This is a genomic window from Enterobacter sp. R-1.6.2, assembly GCF_035064085.1.
GTDB classification, from domain to species: domain Bacteria; phylum Pseudomonadota; class Gammaproteobacteria; order Enterobacterales; family Enterobacteriaceae; genus Enterobacter; species Enterobacter asburiae_B.
In genome coordinates this window covers 84384-104959 of record NZ_JASEYI010000001.1, presented here as the reverse complement: position 1 = coordinate 104959, position 20576 = coordinate 84384, and the positions used below count along the sequence as shown (strand labels likewise).

Below are 20576 nucleotides of genomic sequence, written 5' to 3'. Positions count from 1 at the left end.
TGAATTCAACAGGAAAATGCTATGCAAACACAACTGCTGATAGAGGGAAAACTGGTAACCGGAGAGGGAGAAAAACAGCCGGTCTATAACCCGGCCACTGGAGAACTCCTGCTGGAGATTGCCGAGGCGTCAGCGGCTCAGGTCGACGCGGCGGTTCAGGCAGCCGACCGTGCTTTTGCGGAGTGGGGGCAAACCACGCCGAAGACGCGCGCCGAGTGCCTGCTGAAGCTGGCGGATGCGATTGAAGCGCATGGGGAGGACTTTGCCCGGCTCGAATCCCTCAACTGCGGCAAGCCGCTGCACTGCGCTCTGGGAGATGAAATTCCGGCGGTGGTCGACGTTTTCCGTTTCTTTGCCGGGGCCGCCCGCTGTCTGAACGGGCTGGCCGCCGGGGAGTACCTTGACGGCCACACGTCGATGATCCGCCGCGATCCGGTGGGCGTGGTTGCCTCTATTGCCCCCTGGAACTATCCGCTGATGATGGCGGCCTGGAAGCTAGCCCCCGCGCTGGCGGCAGGGAACTGCGTGGTGATTAAGCCCTCAGAGATCACGCCGCTGACCTCGCTGAAGCTGGGAGAGCTGGCAAAAGACATCTTCCCGGCAGGCGTTCTGAACGTCCTGTTTGGCCGGGGGAAAACGGTCGGTGACCCGCTTACCGGGCATGAAAAAGTCCGTATGGTCTCGCTGACCGGTTCGATTGCTACCGGGGAACATATCATCGGCCATACCGCGTCCTCCATTAAACGCACCCACATGGAGCTGGGCGGTAAAGCGCCGGTTATCGTCTTTGATGATGCCGACCTGGATGCGGTTGTCGAAGGGGTGCGGACGTTTGGTTTCTACAATGCCGGACAGGACTGTACGGCGGCCTGCCGGATTTATGCCCAGAAGGGCATTTATGCCGCGCTGGTGGAAAAGCTGGGCGCAGCGGTCGCCAGCCTTAAAATGGGTGCGCCGGAGGATGCCTCGACCGAACTGGGCCCGCTCAGCTCGGCCGCCCATCTTTCACGCGTCTGTCAGGCGGTCGATGAGGCGAAAGCGCTCGGTCATATCCGCGTTGTCACCGGCGGGAGCAAAAAAGAGGGGGCAGGCTACTACTTCCAGCCAACCCTGCTGGCGGGGGCAAAACAGGACGACGCCATCGTTCAGCGGGAGGTGTTTGGCCCGGTGGTGAGCGTCACCGAATTTGACGACGAGGCGCAGGTGCTGGCCTGGGCGAACGATTCGCAGTATGGCCTGGCGTCATCGGTCTGGACCAAAGACGTGGGCCGCGCCCATCGCCTGAGCGCGCGCCTGCAGTACGGCTGCACCTGGGTGAATACCCATTTTATGCTGGTGAGCGAAATGCCGCACGGGGGCATGAAATTATCCGGCTACGGCAAAGATATGTCGGTCTACGGGCTTGAGGATTATACGGTTGTGCGGCATGTCATGATCAAACACTAAGTCCGCCATGCCTGGCCGCATGCGCGGCCAGGCGTTTCCCGCACCCGCCATGAGTGTTACGCAAGATACTCAATTGTTATTATCCGTAATCTTTAAGTGGTTATTCTGTAACGAAAAAACTTGATCTGTATCAACATATGACGCATATTGCGTGCGGTTATTTTTTCGGCTCTGGTATACAGAATGACGTTGTATCAAAAGATGTTGGTTTTTTACGCAATCATGGCTTCCATCTGCGCATTAATTACCTGGTTCCTCTCTAAAGACCGCAAACGTATCCGCCTGCTCAGCGCTTTTCTGGTGGGGTCAACCTGGCCAATGAGCTTTCCCGTTGCGCTGCTGGTCTCGCTTTTCTGAAGCACGCTTCCATTTTTAAAAGATGAATATGGCATTCCCGATACGGTAACTGTATAAATACACAGTGCATCGTAAAAGGAGTGCTTATGAACAGTTTTTACTCGCAGCAGGCCGGCTGTACCGTGCGCTGGCATGACCTGCCCGGCACCGGCGATCCCGTGGTGTTCATTCACGGGCTGGGCTGCGCCTCTTCCTATGAATATCCCCGTGTCGTTCATGACCCGCTGTTTGGCGCGCGCAGAGCGATTCTCATCGACTTGCCCGGCAGCGGCTACAGCGACAAGCCTGAACGCTACAGCTATAAAACCACCGACCAGGCCCACGTTGTGGCGGAGCTGATTGACCACCTTAAGCTGGATGCCTTCTGGTTATACGGCCACAGTATGGGCGGCAGCATTGCTATCGAAACGGCGGGGCTGCTTGCAACGCGCGTGAAGGGGCTGATGGTGTCAGAGCCCAATTTTCATTCGGGTGGGGGGATGTTCAGCCGGTCTATTGCAGCGCAAACCGAGCAGCAGTTTCTGACGCAGGGCTATGACGCCATGCTCAGTGCGGAAAAAACGGCGTGGGCAGGGTGTCTGCAGAGTAATGCGCCGTATGCCGTCTGGCGGGGTGCATCGAGCCTGATGGCGGGCATAGAGCCCGAATGGGAAGCGCAGTTCCTGTCACTTCCTTGCCCGGTAACGTTGATTTTCGGCGAGCTGTCTCTGCCGGATGACGATGTGGACGATCTGAAGCAAAAGGGCGTTGAGGTAAAAATTATCCCTGCGGCGGGGCACTCGATGTCGTGGGAAAATCCGTCTGCCCTGGCACAGACGTTAGCCGGGTGTATGACGGAGTGATGTGCGCAAAAGTTTCGCCCGGCGGCGCTACGCTTGCACCGTTGCGAAATGTAGGCCGGGTAAGCGCAGCGCCACCCGGCAAGAAATGCGGCTACATTGTTAATCAGCGTTCAGCGCAATAATGCGTGCAAGGCCTGACGTGCGTCAGGCTGAACATCATGCGGATGCCGGTAATCAATGTTCTCTATCGCGCGGCTATAGAGGGCGACCAGCCAGTCGTAAACGTATGCGGTGGCCGCATGCAGAGGCTGTTCCCCCAGGCGCGTCAATCGAGGCTCCGCGCTGCTGACCACTGGCGTGACGAAGATTGCCTGCCCCTTGCGGATGCGGCTTGCCGGACGTGTAGCCACGGGCGTCTGGTCATAACCCAGCCAGCCAATGAAATTGCCCATCACGGCATGCAGCTGTGCCGCGCTGCTTTTATCCGCTTCGACGATACGCTGAAGCTGTTGAGGCAGATTAAGCCGGTAGCTGGTGACCACCAGCACATCCGCGATTTGCTGTAATACCGAAGGCTCCAGCCCGAGGCGCGCGGCCGTGGCCTCATTGCGGCTCCACTGACGCAGATGATTTATCCAGACTCTGTGCGCCAGGCGCGCTTTGTCTTTTGTCTGGAACAGGCCGGTGCTTTCCTGGGTATTCTCGGCAAACAGGTCAATAGTGTCCGTAAACAGCCCGTTCACCTGCTCCTCGCGCGGCTGCTGAACGGCGAGCAGCGTTTCAAAGGCTTTCAGCGGCGGCAGCAGGCCTTCAAGCAGTTCGCCGTGGCGGGCGGCGCTGCTTTGCAGCGTGCGCACCATATTTTCGGCCTGAGCGCGTCTTGTCCCCGGCTCTTCAACCAGCGGTGCCAGATAGCTCTGCATCAGCGATGAGAGCTCCTGTCGCAGCAAGCCTTTCAGCGTGCCGAGACGCTTCTGTCGCTGCGCGGGCAGCGTGGCCTGAGACAGCCATTCGATGACGCGCTGCATGCTGTGGCTGTCCAGCGCCTGCAGCGTGCCCCAGCGTAAACCCGGCTTTCCGAGCAGATGCTGTACGGCTTCATCGAGATTCTGTCGGGTGGTAAAGCGGGCGTCGTGTGGCGTAATCGCCCATACCAGCCCCGGCAGGGCAGATTCTTCAGCAGGCTGCGTCTCCTTGACCCAGTTCATCAGCACTTTTGCTTTTTTGGCCGTCTGTTCGTGCTGCGCCGTCGCATTACAAATCACCAGCACATCCGGCTGAAGCTGTTGACGGTAATGCTCGAGCAGCCACTGGGACTTCGCCTGGCGTAGCGGGTCGGCACGGTTATCTTCAAAAACAGGAATATCAATAATATCGACGTTATCCAGCGCGCCGTTCTCAACCGGCAGCACCAGCTCGCGGGTCAGGAAGGCCAGCACGTCGACGGGGATGCTGATGGCGTTAAGCATTTCACCGCTATTTAGCGGATGAAGCAGCGTCTCCTGCGCGTCCTGAAGATCTAACGTGCCGTCGTGCGTCAGGAACCCTTCACCCGGCAGGCCAAAGCTGTCCACCAGCAGGCTAAGCGGGGCAGCAAGCTCGCCGGCATGGCTGGTCTGGTGCAGCACATGGGCCAGTTTTAACCACTGCTGGGTCAACTCCTGCTGCTCGCCCCACAGCAGCGACCAGACGCTGGCCCGCGTGCTGAGATCGAGAGAAGGCACCAGCCGGGCGAACTCATGCCACAGGGCATCATCAATTTGCTGCTTAGCGGCGGGTACGGTGCTTTGCCAGAAGCGGGCAATCGCACCCACTTCCTGAGCCGTTATGCCGGGCACGCCCTGCGGCTGGCGCAGCCCGCGCCATTTCTCCAGACGTGTCTCAATGACCGCCTTATCCACCGCGCGCATCTGCGGATGCAGCGTCGTGCGGGCAATAAACAGCTGTACCAGCTCGGCCTCGGTGACCAGGCTCAGACGCAGCGGGAACGCCTCATCCGCCACCTCCGGGCTTTCCGGCGTGAAGCGGACGGCCATGTTGGTCAGGGCATGTCCCGGATTGATATGCGAAAAATAGTCAAAGGTGCGCTGGCCCGGCGTCACGTTCAGGCGTCCATTACCGCTGCCGCACAGGGACAACAGCAGATGGGCTTTCGCGCTCTGTGAATGACCGTAAAGCCCAATGCTGCTCTGGCGGGTCATGGCGCGTTCAATGGCCTGCTCCCGCGCCTGCGCCGCGTTGATGCGAGCAAGCAGAGCGTCAGCATCGTTATCCAGCACAGGGGCGTTCAGGCGCGTCTCATTAATCCACCCGATTAAGGCCTGAGTGATGGTCGTCGTCGCTGTCATTTCAGGTATACGCTCCCGCTGTCGATCCAGTAGTGGCTGCCGCTGTGTCGGCGATCGGCCAAGGTATTCAGTTTGAAGGTTAATGCGTCAGGGGCAACCGGCGTGCCGTCCTGCAGCCAGGCATCGCTCAGCTCGAAGGCCTCAGGGCCTTCCTGCTTGCTGCCGCCGCAGAGCTTCAGCCGCACGTTCAGCACGCCGTCACCGGCAATCGCTTTCGCCAGTTCAGCCGAGTTGATGCTGAGCGTGTAGAGCGGCGTGGCGGGCCAGCGCGCGTTCGCCAGCTGGCGGAAGCCGAGGGTAACGTTACCGCGCAGCGGGAAGTGCAGACGCGCGTCGAGCTTCGCGCCCGGCTTATCAAGATCGATATCCTGATACCAGACGTTTTCCTCGCGCAGGGTATTAACGGTGTTATCCAGCACGCCGAGATACCGCACGGTTGAATACGCGCCAATGTCCGCAGCTTTAAAGTTGAAGCGCGGCAGACGCAGGTCGAGCGCCAGGCTGCAGAGCATGGCCCCCACCGCGGCCGTTGATTTCGGGTTGCCAATGCGCCCCTGCTGGCTGAACGGATACCACTCGTGCACCTGGTATTTATCCAGCCAGACGATACGGTTGACCGGCACCGGCTGCAGATGACGAATCAGCGCCTGAACGCCAGGCAGGCAGCCGGGGCGTCCGGTGATCAGCAGAATATCGCAGCTGTAATGGGATATCGCCTCGCACACCGCGTGGAGCGGCGAGGCCAGCGTAAACTGCCCGGCCAGCATCGCATCCTGCATTTCGCGGAAGTTCACGTGCAGCGGCACCGCGAACAGGTCAAACGCGTCTGAACCCGCTGGCAGGGCATGATCGATCGCCTGCTGCAGGTAATTCATGACGTTGCGGGTCGGTTTCTGCGGCAGGAGATCGCCAAAGGTGGCATGCAGACCGGCCAGCGGATCGTCAACGTCGCTCGATTCCCACGCGGCAAGAATAGCGTGGCCAATCGGCATAAAAAGCTGAAGCGCCGTTTGCTGGCGGAGTACGGCCTGGGTGTCTATGCGCCCGGAGTCACCGAACAGCGACGCCATCAGCAGCGAAGCGTCCGAGATACCGGATTTCTGCAGCTGCGTTTGCAGGGCAGGCAACACGTAGCGCTGAATCACGTCCAGAAGCGTATCGTCGCCCGCGACCTTAAAGCCTTCACGGAACAGCAGCTGCGGGGTGATTTTGACGTTATTGCCGGAACCGTCATCCAGCTGATAATGGGTAATCGCCATATCCGTTGTGCCGCCGCCGATGTCGATGGACGCGACGCGCAGCGCGCGGCCCGGCTGGCTACCCGGCTCAGGCTCACGGTCCGGGCGGGCCAGGGAGGCGAAGAAGGCTTCGGTCTGACCGCCAAAGCGGGAGATCGCTTCGTTATACAGCCAGACCAGCTGACCGCAGCTGGCTTCATCCCACTCCATCTGGATTTCAGGAACCGGCACCACGCTTTTATCCTGCTGTTTGCGGGTGACAAAATCCTCATCCTGCGGGTGCCAGCCCATCGCTTTCCAGACGATGGCGATGGCTTCAAACATGCGGCGACGGAAAATCTCGCGCTCCTGCTTTGGCATGGCCGAGGGCAGGGTCAGGATCAGGGTGCGCAGCTGGCGCGGCGACGCGGGGAAGCCCAGACGCAGGCGCGTGGCGACGCTGTTGATCTGTCCCAGCGCCTGCGCCAGCAGCTCGCACAGCATGTGCGTCATCAGCGTGCTGCGGCTGTACTGCGGCGAGAAGACCGGCAGCCGCTCGTCCTGCGGCAGCGTGAAGAGCGGTTCTCCGTCATCGTTCATCAGGTTCATCAGCGGAAACGCGGTGGCAAGCGGCTCACGCTGGGTTTTGCTGTTCATCTGGCTAAAGCGCCAGTCCTGCACGACCGGCGTTTCATCCCACAGGTAGCGACGCGGGCTGGAGATGCCGCTGTTGCCTTCGGTCCCAAGACGCTGCATCGCCAGCTTGCGGGCTTCATCGCCCACGCGAACAATCGACGGCCAGACAAAGGCATCTTCGCGACCGCTCTCTACCGAGAAGTGCTGCTTGCCAAAACGCGCTTCCGAAAACTCAAGACGGCTGGTGAACAGCGGCGCATTCAGGAACTGCGGCTCGCTTAGCGAGCGGACCTGCAGCTCGGCGGTCTGGCGCAGGCCATCGTTCGCATCGCCGTGGTCTTCGATAATGACGCCGCAGGTGTGGGTATTGCCCACGTCCAGGATCAGGTCGACCGGAATGGCAGGCGTGCTGAGCGTATGGGTAACAAATTTCACTTCCGGCACGGTAAGCTGTTCACCGAGCATGGTCAGCAGGTTAAGCCAGTGGGCCTGATATTCAAACCCGCGCATCGCCTGCTGGAGATCGCGTTCTGAGCGGTTTTCAACGCCGTCGGCATACTGGGTAAAGGCCTCGCGCAGCCAGCCGTCAATCCAGGTCTGGTCGAGGAAACTTTCTACCTCATTGTCTCGCCAGGCCAGCGCGAATCGGGTCCCGTTCAGAATATCGTTTTCAACCGGGGACAGGGCGGACGTGGCGTGTTCTGCAATCTGGCTGTCAAGGGCGAGCGTGACGCGGTGCGTATTGCCTGCCGTATCGGGTGTATCCAGCCTGCGCACCTGAACGCGGGCCCAGTTATCCGGCCCCTCAACAAAGGTTCGCGGCGGGTTGAAGCGCAGGAACGGAACCGGAAGCCAGACGCCGTCCAGCACCGCCAGGGACTGATGCAGCGGGATGGTGGTTTCCGGTTTAACCACTTCAGGCTGACCACCGTTCGTTCCCGGCACGGTATAGCGCCCGTTAACCAGGTCGAAATCGAGCCGCAGCAGCGGGCCGTTCGCGGTTTTACGTACGAAGCGCCCGTTGCTGGCGGTGTCCTGCGGCGTCAGACCGAAATCAAGGAACTGCACGCCGCTGTTGGCAATAAGCGTGACGCTTTGTTTATAGTCGCAAAGATTAACCAGCATAGGATCAGGCACCTGCTTTCTTGAACGTCAGGGGAACGACGGTATTGGCATCATAACGGGCGCGACATTCTGCGATATCGCTGGCGCCTGCTTTACAGGCAACCTCCGGCATCGGGTAGCGGGAACCGTCGGTGCAGCGGGCAGTACCGCGACTTTTAATCATCAGCTCGCCGTTGCTGTGCAGGCCGGAGAAGACCTCCGCGCGGCAGACAACGTTGTCGCCATGGACAACCCGGGCGAAGCCCTTATTGTTCTGGATCTGATAGCGCATTGACGGCGGCTTGCCGGTAACCGGATCTTTCACGTCGAGAACCGCACGCCAGGTGCCGTTCAGGAAACGCGTCGATCCCGCTTTCACCTGATTCGCTTCCATCACCATGGCATCTTTCGGGATGGCGACAATCACCACCGGGGCAGGCTGTGGCGCAGGCGCCAGAGCAGGCTCTTTTTCTTTGCTTGCCATGACCTCTGCCTGATGCAGCGGTAATTTCATGGCCAGCGGCTCAACCGCTTTGATCGGCTTTGGCGCACTCTCTACGGGCTGGGGGGCGGGCACCGGGGCGGGCTCAGCGGAAGGCGACTGTTTTGGCCACAGCAGCGGTGCGGCAATGGCGGCAACGATCGCGACGGCAACCGGCAGCGTCCACAGGGGAACGCGGCGCTTTTTTGCGACGATCGGCACAGCCGGTTCCTGAACGGGTTGCGCAACGGCCGGGGCCGGCTCTGGCTCATACAGATCTTCCGGCGTGATGCGCACCACCGTGGAAGGGGCGATCAGCGGCTCGTCGGCGTGTTCAAAGGCTACAACCGGTTCTGGCTCAGGCTCGGGTTCAGGATCTTCAATCACAACGGGGGCGGGCTCAGGGACCAGCGATTCACGCAGGCAGTCGAGAACATCGTCGCGCGCATTCTCGTTCAGGTTGACGAACCCCCAGAAGCTGATGACCGGCTTTCCGTCAACCAGGAAGAGGAAGTTTTCACCCGGGAACTGAAACGCCTTCGACAGCAGAGAACCAAAAAGCTGCTGCGCGGTTTTGGGCGACAGGAGGCATTTCTTGCTTAACGACTCAACGCTGGCTAGCGTGTTTTCCAGGTAGCGCAGGGCGCGATAACGGTCATCTTCATCGGCCGCTTTCCAGCTGGTTACGCTCCCTTCAACAGGGGAATACCAGTCCACGCGGTCACCGCTGTCGTTGACCTGCGGAATAGCCAGACAGTCGACGATGGCCTGTTGTTTGCGCAACCGGAGCGCTTCCCGGATTTGTAACGCTGATTCAAAAACGGCTTGTCCGCCGCCGCCCACGGCCTGAAAGTCATCCAGGTTACCGCTGCGTAAAAGAGTTTTTGCCACGATTTGATCCCATATACTTCTTCACACCGTTACTTTAACGAAACGAGGAAGCAACCAAACGGGGGAAGAGACGCTAAAAGGACCGATTTCTTGCGGCATAGAAAGTGACGGTTGTGCTTGACGAATAATGGCCCTTAAGGCAAATCACCTTTTCGGGCGCTGGCTGTTAAAACAGCAAAAAACGCGGCTTTAGAATAACCTGATAGTGTTTCGTTATTTGCCAGGTCATATCGCCTGTGCTGTTATTACTGTCTTATATAATAAAACTGTCAGGGTTATAACCATGTCTACAGGGAAAACACTGCTCGCCCTTGCGCTGAGCGCGCTGTTACCAGCCGGTGCCGCATGGGCGGCAAACAACGACACCCTTATTTACTGTTCTGAAGCGTCCCCCGAGTCCTTCAACCCGCAAATCGCCAGCTCTGGCCCGTCTTTTGTGGCCAGCTCTCAGGTACTGTATAACCGCCTGATCAATTTTGACCCGGTGAAAAACACCCCGGTCCCGTCGCTGGCGGAGTCCTGGACGATTTCGCCGGACGGCAAGACCTATACCTTTGCCCTGCGCAAAGGGGTGAAGTTCAACAGCAATAAATACTTCAAACCGACGCGCGATTTTAACGCCGATGACGTTATTTTCTCGGTTCTGCGTCAGAAAGACCCTAAACACCCGTATCACAACGTGTCGCAGGGCAACTACGAATACTTTAACGACGTCGGGCTCGATAAGCTGATTCAGGACGTGAAAAAGGTCGACGACTATCACGTTCAGTTCACCCTCAGCGAGCCTAACGCCGCGTTTCTGGCCGACTGGGGGATGGATTTCGCCTCGATTCTTTCCGCCGAATACGCCGACGCGATGCTGAAAAAAGGCACGCCTGAAAACGTGGACACCTGGCCGATTGGCACCGGGCCTTATGTCCTGCAGCAGTACAAGGTGGATTCGCTGATTCGCTACGTCGCTAACCCGAACTACTGGGAAGGCGAGGTGCCGACGAAGCATCTCATCTTCTCCATCACGCCGAACGTGGAAACCCGTCTGGCGAAGCTGCAGACCAACGAGTGCCAGATTATTCCTGCACCGTCCCCGGTTCAGTTTGACGCCATCAAGAACAACAAAGACCTGACGCTGCACTCGGTCGATGCGCTGAACGTCGGCTATCTGGCGTTTAACACCGAGAAAAAACCGTTTGATAACGTGCTGGTGCGCCAGGCGCTTAACTACGCGACCGATAAGAAGGCTATCGTCAATGCGGTCTTTATGGGTTCCGGTACGGTGGCAAAATCGCCGATCCCGCCAAATATGCTGGGCTTTAATAAAGACCTGAAGGACTACAGCTACGATCCTGAAAAAGCGAAAGCGCTGCTGAAGCAGGCGGGGCTGGAGAAGGGGGCGGAAGTCACGCTGTGGTCAATGCCGGTTCAGCGTCCGTACAACCCGAACTCTCGTCGTATCGCGGAGATGATCCAGAGCGACTGGGCGAAAGTCGGCGTGAAGGCCAAAATTGTCTCTTACGAGTGGGGTGAATATCTCTCCGGGATGCGTAAAGGCGAACATGACTCCGCGCTGTTTGGCTGGATGTCCGATAACGGCGACCCGGACAACTTTGCCGACGTGCTGCTGGGCTGCAACAGCATTAAAACCGGATCAAACGCCGCGCGCTGGTGCGATAAGGGTTATGATGATCTGGTGCAAAAAGCGAAGCTGACCAGCAGCCCGGCCGAGCGCGCGAAACTCTACGGCCAGGCGCAGGAGATCTTCTACCAGCAGGCGCCGTGGATCGCACTGGCAAACGGGAAAACGTTCTATGCGACCCGCAGCAACGTGACCGGATATAGCGTGAGCCTGATGGGCAGCGATTTCTCTAAGGCGAAGCTGAACTAATATGTTGCCCGGTGGCGCTGCGCTTACCGGGCCTACGGTTCCCCCTGTAGGCCGGGTAAGGCGTAGCCGCCACCCGGCAATTAACAAGGAGTGACAATGTCACATTTAAATGAAGTTACCGCCCGTGTCGATGCCGCCATTGAAGAGGGCGTCATCACCCATATGAATGAACTGCTGATCGAATTAAGCGATGATGCAGATCTCAGCCGTGAAGAACGCTACACCCAGCAGCAGCGTCTGCGTACCGCGATTTCGCACCACGGTAAGCAGCATAAAGAGGAGTTGGACGCGCGTGAGGAACAGCTGACCAAAGGCGGCACCATACTGTAACGTTCAAAACTGGCGTCGCGCCACCAGCCAGGCCCCGACGACCAGCATCACCGCGCCGCACACCGGGCCAATCAGGGCGCGCAGCGGAATGCCGTTGCTTCTCAGCACGTCCATCACCAGCCCGCCAATCAGCTGGCTTGCCACCAGCACGGCGATAGTCGTCGCCGCGCCAACGTTCTGATACCCGCTGATGCTGGCAAACACGAAAAATGACCCCAGCAGCCCCGGGATAAGCGTCCACCAGCGCACCGTTGCGGCCAGCTCGCTGAATCCGGCTGCGCCCTGTTTCAGCAGCAGAATGCTGACAAACAGCACAATGCCGACCAGGGAGTTCAGCAGCATCGCGATAAGGATCGTGGAGGAGGACTGGGTGATGCGCACCATTAAGGTGTTTTGCACCACCAGACCAATTCCCGCCGCCACCAGAAACGCCAGGGTCAGGGATTGATTCATGGGATGGCGTCCGGATCGCTGCGCTCGTCCAGCTGCAGCTGCATAAAGGTTAAGTCCAGCCAGCGGCCAAACTTGGTTCCCACCTGCGGCATCTGCCCCGTGGTGACAAAACCAAGCGTTTCGTGGAGGTGAATCGAAGCATGGTTTTGCGCTTCAATACCGGCCACCATCACGTGTTTGCCGATGGCGCGGGCCTCGTTAATCAGCGCGATCATCAGCGTGCGGCCAATGCCTTTTCCCTGATGGTCCGGGTGGACGTAGACCGAATGCTCAACCGTATGACGGAAACCGTCGAAGGCGCGCCAGTCACCGAAAGAGGCGTAACCGGTGATAACGCCGTTTTCTTCACTCACCAGAACCGGGTAACCTGCGAGCGTGCGCGCCTCAAACCAGGCGATTCGGTTATCGGTATCGACGGTTTTATCGTTCCAGATCGCGGCAGTATGCAGCACCGCGTGGTTGTAGATTTCGCCTATCGCAGCGCAGTCTTCCTTGCAGGCATGACGAACGATCATGATTAACCCTCTGTGTGTTGTTTACTATAGTATTACGTTATTCCTACGATATTACACAATCGTATCGCCCGATCGCTACGGCATAAGCCATATTTTTTTGTTATCAAAAGCCCATTGAAATGCCGTTCATACACTATAGTATGACGTCATGAACACCATAACAGACACAATGAATCAACGGATTAGCGCAAGAATTCGCCTTGAACGCGAGTCTCGCGGATGGTCCCTGAGCGAGCTTGCTGACCGGGCAGGGGTCTCGCGCGCGATGATCCACAAGATAGAACGCGGAGACAGTAGCCCGACAGCCACCTTGCTGGCCCGTCTGTCCGGCGCGTTTGGTATCAGCATGTCCACGCTCATTGCCCGGGCCGAAATGCAGGAGGGCAAGCTGCTGCGCCTTGCCAACCAGCCCGTCTGGCGCGACCCACAGACGCACTACCTCCGCCGCCATGTTTCTCCCCGCACCGATCTGCCCATCGACCTTGTTCAGGTTGAACTGCCCGCGGGCAGCGATGTTCCGATGCCTGCCTCTTCTTACGCGCTGGCACGTCAGCTTATCTGGCTTCAGTCCGGCGAGCTGGTGTTTCAGGAGGGCGATACGCGCCACGAAATGCACGCCGGAGACTGCCTCGAGCTGGGGCCGCCAAATGACTGCCGGTTCATCAACGAAACGAATGAAACCTGCATCTATCTGGTCGTACGGCTTAACCAGTCTGCCTCGTAATGCTAATGCGATAACGCCGATCGTGAGCCAGGCTGTAATGACATTTGTACCAGAAGGAGATCCCGATGAATCAACCTGTTTCGCAAAATCGCCGCTGGGTACTGGCCTCCCGTCCTCAGGGTGCGCCGGTGGCGGAAAATTTTCGTCTCGAAACGCAGCCTGTTCCCGCCCCGGCTGAGGGACAGCTTTTGCTGCGCACCGTCTGGCTGTCGCTGGACCCTTACATGCGGGGGCGCATGAGCGATGCGCCATCCTATTCCCCTCCGGTTGAGCTTGGTGCGGTAATGGTGGGGGGAACGGTCAGCCGCGTTGAGCAGTCGAATCATCCCGACTTCAAAGCCGGGGAGTGGGTGCTGGGCTACAGCGGCTGGCAGGAGTATGAACTCTCGGACGGCAGCGGCCTGGTGAAGCTGGGCGAAAATCCGTCACATCCTTCCTGGGCGCTGGGTATTCTGGGCATGCCGGGCTTTACCGCCTATATGGGATTGCTGGATATCGGGCAGCCAAAAGCGGGCGAAACGCTGGTGGTCGCCGCGGCGACAGGCCCGGTTGGCGCGACCGTCGGGCAGATCGGTAAAATCAAAGGTTGCCGGGTGGTCGGGGTCGCCGGTGGGGCTGAAAAATGCCGCCATGCCGTTGAGGTCCTCGGGTTTGACCTGTGTCTGGATCATCACGCGGCGGACTTTGCCGAACAGCTGAAACGCGCCTGTCCGCAAGGAATTGACGTCTATTATGAAAACGTCGGCGGCAAAGTATTTGACGCCGTGCTGCCGTTACTGAATACCTCCGCGCGCGTGCCGGTGTGCGGCCTGGTGAGCGGCTACAATGCGACGGGCCTGCCCGAGGGGCCGGATCGCCTGCCGCTCCTGATGGCGACCATCCTGAAGAAACGCATTCGTATGCAGGGCTTTATCATCGGCCAGGATTACGGTCACCGCATTAAGGAGTTCCAGGAAGCGATGGGACGCTGGGTGCAGGAGGGCAAAATTCACTATCGTGAACAGATAACGGACGGGCTGGAGAACGCGCCCGAGGCGCTGATTGGCCTGCTCGAAGGGCGTAACTTCGGCAAAGTCGTGATTCGCGTCGCGAGTGACAATAAATAAACAGCACTATGGCGGGGTTTCCCGCCATATTTATTTGTGAAGATACGATATATTGTCTTTAATTAATGGACATGGCATTTCGCGCCCGCATCCCGGATGGGCCCGGAACCAATAAAAAAAACAAACTTTGCTTTTTTGATGTTTTTACGTACTTCCCACCACCAGGCATGACGATACAGGATATATCGGACCAGCGTCGTTTTATTAAAACTGGCGTTTAAAAATAGCATTAAGTTTTAGCTACAGGAATTGAACATGCTTGATTTGGACCACTTAGAAAAAGCCCAAAGGGTCAGTCTTACCATGCAAGTTGAACACAGTTTGAAAGGAGCGTTAATTACAGGCTCACTCAAACCTGGGGCACGACTGATTACGAAAGAGATTGCCGATAAATTAGGAACCAGTATTACCCCTGTTCGCGAGGCGCTGTTGCGCCTGGTGTCATCAGGGGCGCTACACGCCACGCCGGCGCAGGCATTTCTGGTTCCGGAGGTCACGCTGGAGCGCTATAACGAGATTAACGCTATCCGCAAGCAGCTTGAGCCGATGGCGGTCGCCGCGGCCTGTCAGAATATGTCTGATAGCAAACTGGAGGCGTTGCGCAAATTGTCGGATGCCTTTCATGAGGCCATGCGCAACGGGAACGTCCAGCAGGCATTGCATGCGAATCGCGTCTTCCGGTTTACGCTTTATCAGTATGCGGAAATGCCTACGCTTAATGCCTTAATTGAGCAGCTGTGGGTGCGCATCGGGCCCTGTATGAACTATCTACATCAGGAGCTTAACGACATCAAAGCCTCGACATATCACTATGACGAACTGCTTTCCGCCCTGGAGCGAAGAGATGTTGTTGCCTGCCAGAAGGCGATTGATAAGGTGATTGATGAAGCGAATTTGCTTTTACAGCGACAATATTTTAACTAAGAGATTATTTAGCAGAGCGACTATATTTCGCCCCTAATTATTTATCTGGTGAATAACTCCTGATGGTTTATTGCCATCAGGAGCGTTATTTCATTAATTAAATAAACTTTTCTTATCGCTTACTCGAAGCGATAAGAGACCGACAGCCCGACCCCGTAGTTACGGCCTGGTGCAGGCTCGTAATAACGACCGTTTGACTCGTTGACAATAACCGAGCCCGCGTACTCTTTATCGAACAGGTTATCGACGCGGCCAAAGACGTCCATGCCCCAGCTGCCGTAGTTGAATTTATACCCGGTGTTCAGCCCGACCACCGTATACGACGGCGCTTTCGCCGTATTCTCGTCGTCGGCCATGATATCGCTCATGTAGCGCACGTCTGAACCCGCGTACCAGCCTTCCTCCGGCTGCCAGCCAAACGAGGCGTAACCCATGTTGCGGGCAATGCCCGGCATCCGGTTACCGTTACAGTCTGCGTCGCTGCAGACGTTAGTCCGGTAGGTGGCATCCAGGTAAGTCCACGCCATCTTCAGCTTCCAGTTCTCGGCAAACTGCTGGTCGAGGGAGACTTCCACCCCCTGACGACGGGTTTTACCGGCATTTTTATAGCTGGTACGCCCGCCAGAGCTGGCATCCACCACGATCTCATCATCCGTATCGGTGCGGAACAGCGCCGCGGTCAGCAGGCCATTGCCGATGCGGGTTTTGCTGCCCACTTCATACGTGTTGTTGGTGGACGGCTGCAGGCCGATGTTCAGGCCGCCCTGGTTATCGGCGCGATAGGAAAGCTCGTTGATGGTCGGCGTTTCGAATCCACGACCTGCGGCAGCGTAGAGGTTCCATGCGTCCGTCACCGCATACTTCACGGAACCGGCCGGGAGCCACTTGTGATAGCTCGCGTCACCGCTGTCATCGCCGTTGCCCGGCGTAACGTAATGGTCGTTGGAATCAAACCAGACCGAGCTGTAGCGCACCCCCGCATCCACCGACAGTTTCTGCGTCAGCTGCCAGCTGGTTTGCAGGTAAGGGTCAACGTTCCACATCAGGTTACGTTCGTTTCGACGCTTGTCACCCTTCACGCCGTAATCCGGCACGCCGTTGTTCATCACGAAGTTTTCGTATCCGCGACGGTCTTCGCTCAGGTTTTCGTAGTTCAGACCGGTGGTAAAGGTCACCGGCACCAGCAGCTCGCCACGGTGTGTCCAGCGGGTATCCACGCCCTGATAGTGTCGCTGCATATCAATCACGCCGCCGGAGTGGGAGGCTTTCAGCTGCGGCTGATACGGAATCGACTGGTACTGCGTCATTTCACGCTCGCCGGCGTACATCATCACGCTGAGATCGTCCTGGGTGCTGAGCTGACGATCGTAGCGCAGGCCGGCCTGGGTCTGCTTGATGGTCTTGCGGGTGTTGTACTGATCGCCGCGCGGAGACTGACGCGGATTGTTCTGCCACTCCTGATAGCTCAGCCCGCCCGGATCGTTGGCCTTCATGTCCACGCTGTTAAAAATCAGCGTCAGCTTGCTGACGTCGTCAATGCGCACGCCCAGTTTGGCGTTAGCGAGGTTTTTGCGCGCGCCGCTGTGGTCGCGGTAGCCTTTGGTGGTGAAGCGGGTGGTGGAAACGGTGTAATCCACATCGCCCGCGTGGGTGCCGTCACCCATCGCGCCGGTGGCTTTCATGCCGTAGCGCCAGGTACCGTAGCTGCCGTAATAGCTGCTGGCTTCAATGGTCGGCGGCTGCTGACCGGTCTGGGTGTTGATGTTAATCACGCCGCCGGAGGCGTTGCCGTACAGGGCAGAGAAGGGGCCGCGCAGCACTTCAACGCTCTCCACGCTGGAGAGATCGATGTTAGAGGTCTGGCCCTGTCCGTCCGGCATGGTGGCAGGGATACCGTCGACATACATACGGATACCGCGCACGCCAAACGTTGAGCGGGCACCAAACCCACGCATTGAAAGCTGGAGATCCTGGGCATAGTTCTGGCGGTTCTGAATTTGCAGTCCCGGGACGCTGCCAAGAGATTCAGACAGGTTGATGCGCGGCGCGGCGTGGCGCATGTCATCGCCATTGACGACGCTGACCGCGGCCGGGGTATCCAGTTCCGATACGGTTTGCGGCGTGGCGCTGACGATCATGGTCTGTTCCTCCGCGCTCATTGCGGTTAGCGGCGCGAAAATAACGGGAACCAGCAGCAGCGGGAGAGAAGCCTTACGGGCAGAAATGATTTTCATGAATAAAACCGGTTGTGGTGTATAAACGAACCAAATGGAACATGTCCATACATGTTAAAGGTTTTGTAAATGTTTTGAAAACTATAACCGCACATTGCGTTAATGAAAGGCGAAGCGCGAAAGAAAAACTCCACATTCAGTTCATTAATGATTACTATTCTCATTATCAAAAGGCAATGCCATGACGTTGCCTGCCGGAAGTGATGTCAGCCCAACCCCCTCTTTTCAAAAAAGGAATTGTTATGTCTTTACGTCATCTGTGCTCGCCGCGTCTGAGCCTGTCACTGCTGTCTGCCACTTTACTGCTTGCCGGGACGTTCCAGGTGCATGCCGCCGAAGAGGTGCTGCGTAAAGCGGTGGGCAAAGGGGCGTATGAAATGGCGGTCAGCCAGCAGGAGAATGCGCTGTGGGTGGCGACCTCGCAAAGCCGCAAAACCGATAAGGGCGGAGTTATCTATCGCCTTGACCCGGTCACGCTGGACGTGACGCAGGCGATTCATAGCGATCTCAAACCCTTTGGCGCCACGCTCGACGGCGCGACGCAAACCCTGTGGTTTGGCAACACCATCAACGGCGCTGTGACGGCCATCGATGCGAAAACGGGCGACGTGAAAGGGCGTCTGGTGCTTGATAATCGCCAGCGCAGTGAAACCGTCAAACCGCTGCAGCCGCGCCAGCTGGTGGCGGATGACGCGAACAACACGATTTACATCACCGGCGTCGGCAAAGAGAGCGTGATTTGGGTGGTGGATGGCGCCACGCTGAAGCTGAAAGAGACCATTGCCAATACCGGTACGTACAGCACCGGTCTGGCGCTGGATGCGCAGGCGAAACGCCTCTATACCACGAATGCGGACGGCGAGCTGGTAACCATAGATACGGCCACCAATAAAATCCTGAGCCGCAAAAAGGTGCAGGATGACGGTAAAGAGCACTTCTACCTGAACCTCAGCCTCGATACCGCCGGCCAGCGCGCGTTCCTGACCGATTCAAAACAGCCGGAAGTGCTGGTGGTGAGCCTGAAAGACGGTAGCGTGATTGAGAAGATCGCCGCACCTGAATCACTGGCGGTCCTGTTTAACCCGGCCCGCAATGAAGCCTATGTGACGCACCGTGAAGCCGGTAAGGTGAGCGTGATTGACGCGAAAACGTATAAGGTCACAAAAACCTTCGACACGCCGGTCTACCCGAACAGCCTGGCGCTCTCTGCCGATGGCAAAACCCTGTACGTGACGGTGAAACAAAAATCGACTCGCCAGCAGGAAGCCACCCAGCCTGACGACGTCATTCGTATCGCGCTGTAAATAAAAAAAGGGAAGGCATTTGCCTTCCCTTTTTGATGCTTACGGACGCTTAACGCGAGGTTTCTTCTACCAGCGGTGCGTCGTGTTTTTCATCGTCGTGATGAACCGGCGCGGTGCTGTGGATCTCGTGAACGCGCTTACGCACGCCAAACCAGCCGGCAATCAGCAGTACGGCCAGCAGAGGAATGGTCGCGATGGTGTAGGTACCGTTCGGGTAGTCGAACGCCATCAGCACCAGCACGCTGAACAGGAACAGCAGGGTGAGCCAGGAGGTCACCGGTGCGCCCGGCATCTTGAAGCTCACATCAGCCGCTTTGCCTTCTTTGATCGCTTTGCGCAGACGCATCTGGCAGACCACAATAAAGGCCCAGGAGGCGATAATCCCCAGTGCAGCCACGTTCAGAACGATCTCAAATACGCGGGACGGCACAAGATAGTTCAGGAACACGCCAAAAACGTAAACCACCAGCGTTGCCAGAATCCCCGCATAGGGAACCTGCTGCTTGCTCATCTTTGACATGAACTTCGGCGCAGAACCGCCCATCGACATGGAGCGCAGGATACGACCGGTAGAGTAAAGACCGGAGTTCAGGCTGGAGAGCGCCGCGGTCAGGACCACGATGTTCATGATGCTGCCAACGTAAGGCACGCCGAGCTTAGAGAAGAAGGTCACAAACGGGCTCTGACCTGCCTGATAGGCAGTCCACGGGAGCAGCAGAACCAGCAGCACCACGGAACCGACGTAGAACAGACCGATACGCCAGATCACGCTGTTAATGGCTTTTGGCACCATGGTCTGCGGATCTTTACATTCACCTGCTGCGGTGCCCACCAGTTCGATGGAGGCGAAGGCGAACACCACGCCCTGAACCAGGACCAGCGCAGGCAGCAGACCGTGCGGGAAGAATCCGCCGTTATCGGTTATCAGATGGAAGCCGGTGGCATTGCCGTCCAGCGGTTTACCGCTGCCGAGGAAGACGGTACCCACGACCAGGAACACCACGATGGCCAGCACTTTTACCAGCGCAAACCAGAACTCCATCTCCGCGAACCACTTCACGCCGATCATGTTCATGGTGCCGACAATCGCCAGCGCGCCAAGCGCAAAGACCCACTGCGGCACATCGCCAAACGCGCCCCAGTAGTGCATATACAGCGCAACGGCGGTGATATCGACAATACCGGTCATCGCCCAGTTGACGAAGTACATCCAGCCCGCAACGTAGGCCGCTTTTTCACCGAGGAATTCACGGGCGTAAGAGACGAAGCTTCCGCTGGAAGGGCGATGCAGTACCAGTTCGCCCAGCGCACGAAGAATGAAGAAAGAGAAGATCCCGCACACCAGATAGACCAGGGCGAGAGCCGGGCCAGCCATTTGCAGACGCGCACCCGCACCTAAAAACAGCCCCGTTCCGATAGCGCCGCCGATGGCGATCATTTGAACCTGACGGTTGCCCATCGCTTTGTGGTAGCCCTCTTCGTGGGAGTTCAACCAGCGACGTTTAGCAGCATGATGATCGGCTGCGCTTTTATTGCTTGTTTTCATTGAGTTACCTGTTTGCCTGTCTGAACCATTATCGTGATAGTCCTGCCTGGCAGAGCGCAATACAAACGATTGCTTCTGCGCAAACACATGTCGCCTTCCCAGTCATTCTGCGTATGGATAAGGCGAAACATGGCGAGGCATCCTACCTGCAATTCATAAGCGACGCAAAATATAACCGTGCCGAAAGTGATGCACGTCGAAGGAAATCGTGTGGTCAGAGCAGACGGCGATCACAACACGCTGAATCGTGATGAGTTTTTAGACAAAACATTTGGCGGGTTGATTATTTAATCATC

Annotated in this window: 16 protein-coding genes; 9 read left to right on the top strand and 7 right to left on the bottom strand. The window is 57.7% G+C overall.

Annotated features, from left to right (window positions below; translation table 11 throughout):
- The first annotated feature begins 21 nt into the window (after positions 1-21).
- The 3 genes from patD (at position 22) to QMN93_RS00455 (ending at position 2645) form a co-directional block, all read left to right on the top strand.
- Positions 22-1446, top strand: a complete 1425-nt coding sequence (patD, locus tag QMN93_RS00465) for an aminobutyraldehyde dehydrogenase (protein WP_069302893.1) — start codon at positions 22-24, stop codon at positions 1444-1446.
- Positions 1447-1629: 183 nt separating this feature from the next.
- Positions 1630-1803: a GhoT/OrtT family toxin gene (locus tag QMN93_RS00460; protein ID WP_013096478.1), complete on the top strand. Its 174-nt coding sequence runs from the start codon at positions 1630-1632 to the stop codon at positions 1801-1803.
- A gap of 86 nt (positions 1804-1889) precedes the next feature.
- The gene (locus tag QMN93_RS00455; protein WP_193139355.1) at positions 1890-2645 is read left to right on the top strand and encodes an alpha/beta fold hydrolase; all 756 of its coding nucleotides are present in this window, start codon (positions 1890-1892) and stop codon (positions 2643-2645) included.
- 110 nt (positions 2646-2755) lie between these two features.
- Here the strand turns inward: QMN93_RS00455 and QMN93_RS00450 are convergent, their stop codons facing one another.
- The 3 genes from QMN93_RS00450 to QMN93_RS00440 are packed head-to-tail and all read right to left on the bottom strand — an operon-like array spanning position 2756 to position 9262.
- Entirely contained in the window at positions 2756-4933 is a 2178-nt protein-coding gene (locus tag QMN93_RS00450) for a virulence factor SrfC family protein (RefSeq protein ID WP_193139353.1), read from the bottom strand.
- Positions 4930-7911: a virulence factor SrfB gene (locus QMN93_RS00445; protein ID WP_039262875.1), complete on the bottom strand. Its 2982-nt coding sequence runs from the start codon at positions 7909-7911 to the stop codon at positions 4930-4932. The genes QMN93_RS00450 and QMN93_RS00445 overlap by 4 nt, the downstream gene beginning before the upstream one ends.
- Before the next feature lie 4 nt (positions 7912-7915).
- A complete protein-coding gene (locus QMN93_RS00440) occupies positions 7916-9262 on the bottom strand; it encodes an SrfA family protein (protein ID WP_323619087.1) in 1347 nt (448 codons plus the stop codon).
- A 283-nt stretch (positions 9263-9545) separates the two neighbouring features.
- Between QMN93_RS00440 and QMN93_RS00435 the strand changes: the two genes are divergently transcribed.
- Together QMN93_RS00435 and QMN93_RS00430 are read left to right on the top strand one after the other, a co-directional pair.
- Positions 9546-11144, top strand: a complete 1599-nt coding sequence (locus tag QMN93_RS00435; RefSeq protein ID WP_032656839.1) for an ABC transporter substrate-binding protein — start codon at positions 9546-9548, stop codon at positions 11142-11144.
- A gap of 96 nt (positions 11145-11240) precedes the next feature.
- Positions 11241-11474, top strand: a complete 234-nt coding sequence (locus QMN93_RS00430; RefSeq protein ID WP_126795571.1) for a YdcY family protein — start codon at positions 11241-11243, stop codon at positions 11472-11474.
- A 3-nt stretch (positions 11475-11477) separates the two neighbouring features.
- Here QMN93_RS00430 and QMN93_RS00425 read toward each other — a convergent pair whose 3' ends face one another.
- Entirely contained in the window at positions 11478-11927 is a 450-nt protein-coding gene (locus QMN93_RS00425; protein ID WP_033145681.1) for a DMT family transporter, read from the bottom strand.
- Positions 11924-12442 carry a GNAT family N-acetyltransferase gene (locus QMN93_RS00420; protein ID WP_032656843.1) on the bottom strand — a complete coding sequence of 173 codons (519 nt, stop codon included), beginning with the start codon at positions 12440-12442 and terminating at the stop codon, positions 11924-11926. Before QMN93_RS00420 ends, QMN93_RS00425 begins: the two co-directional genes overlap by 4 nt.
- Before the next feature lie 148 nt (positions 12443-12590).
- Between QMN93_RS00420 and QMN93_RS00415 the strand changes: the two genes are divergently transcribed.
- From QMN93_RS00415 to QMN93_RS00405, 3 genes are all read left to right on the top strand, one after another.
- Positions 12591-13166 (top strand): helix-turn-helix domain-containing protein, encoded by a 576-nt coding sequence (locus QMN93_RS00415; protein WP_023311983.1) that lies wholly within the window; start codon positions 12591-12593, stop codon positions 13164-13166.
- 65 nt (positions 13167-13231) lie between these two features.
- On the top strand, positions 13232-14272 hold the full coding sequence (locus QMN93_RS00410; RefSeq protein ID WP_033145679.1) for an NADP-dependent oxidoreductase: 1041 nt from the start codon (positions 13232-13234) through the stop codon (positions 14270-14272).
- Between the two features lie 255 nt (positions 14273-14527).
- Positions 14528-15196 carry a GntR family transcriptional regulator gene (locus QMN93_RS00405; protein WP_023311981.1) on the top strand — a complete coding sequence of 223 codons (669 nt, stop codon included), beginning with the start codon at positions 14528-14530 and terminating at the stop codon, positions 15194-15196.
- Positions 15197-15315: 119 nt separating this feature from the next.
- Here QMN93_RS00405 and pqqU read toward each other — a convergent pair whose 3' ends face one another.
- Positions 15316-17430, bottom strand: a complete 2115-nt coding sequence (gene pqqU / locus QMN93_RS00400) for a TonB-dependent receptor PqqU (protein ID WP_182410822.1) — start codon at positions 17428-17430, stop codon at positions 15316-15318.
- Positions 17431-17672: 242 nt separating this feature from the next.
- Between pqqU and QMN93_RS00395 the strand changes: the two genes are divergently transcribed.
- Positions 17673-18734 (top strand): YncE family protein, encoded by a 1062-nt coding sequence (locus QMN93_RS00395; RefSeq protein ID WP_193139349.1) that lies wholly within the window; start codon positions 17673-17675, stop codon positions 18732-18734.
- A gap of 49 nt (positions 18735-18783) precedes the next feature.
- On the opposite strand, the gene ansP is transcribed toward QMN93_RS00395, so the two are convergent.
- Positions 18784-20280, bottom strand: coding sequence for an L-asparagine permease (ansP, locus tag QMN93_RS00390; RefSeq protein ID WP_023311978.1), 1497 nt, complete (start codon positions 20278-20280; stop codon positions 18784-18786).
- Between the last annotated feature and the right edge of the window lie 296 nt (positions 20281-20576).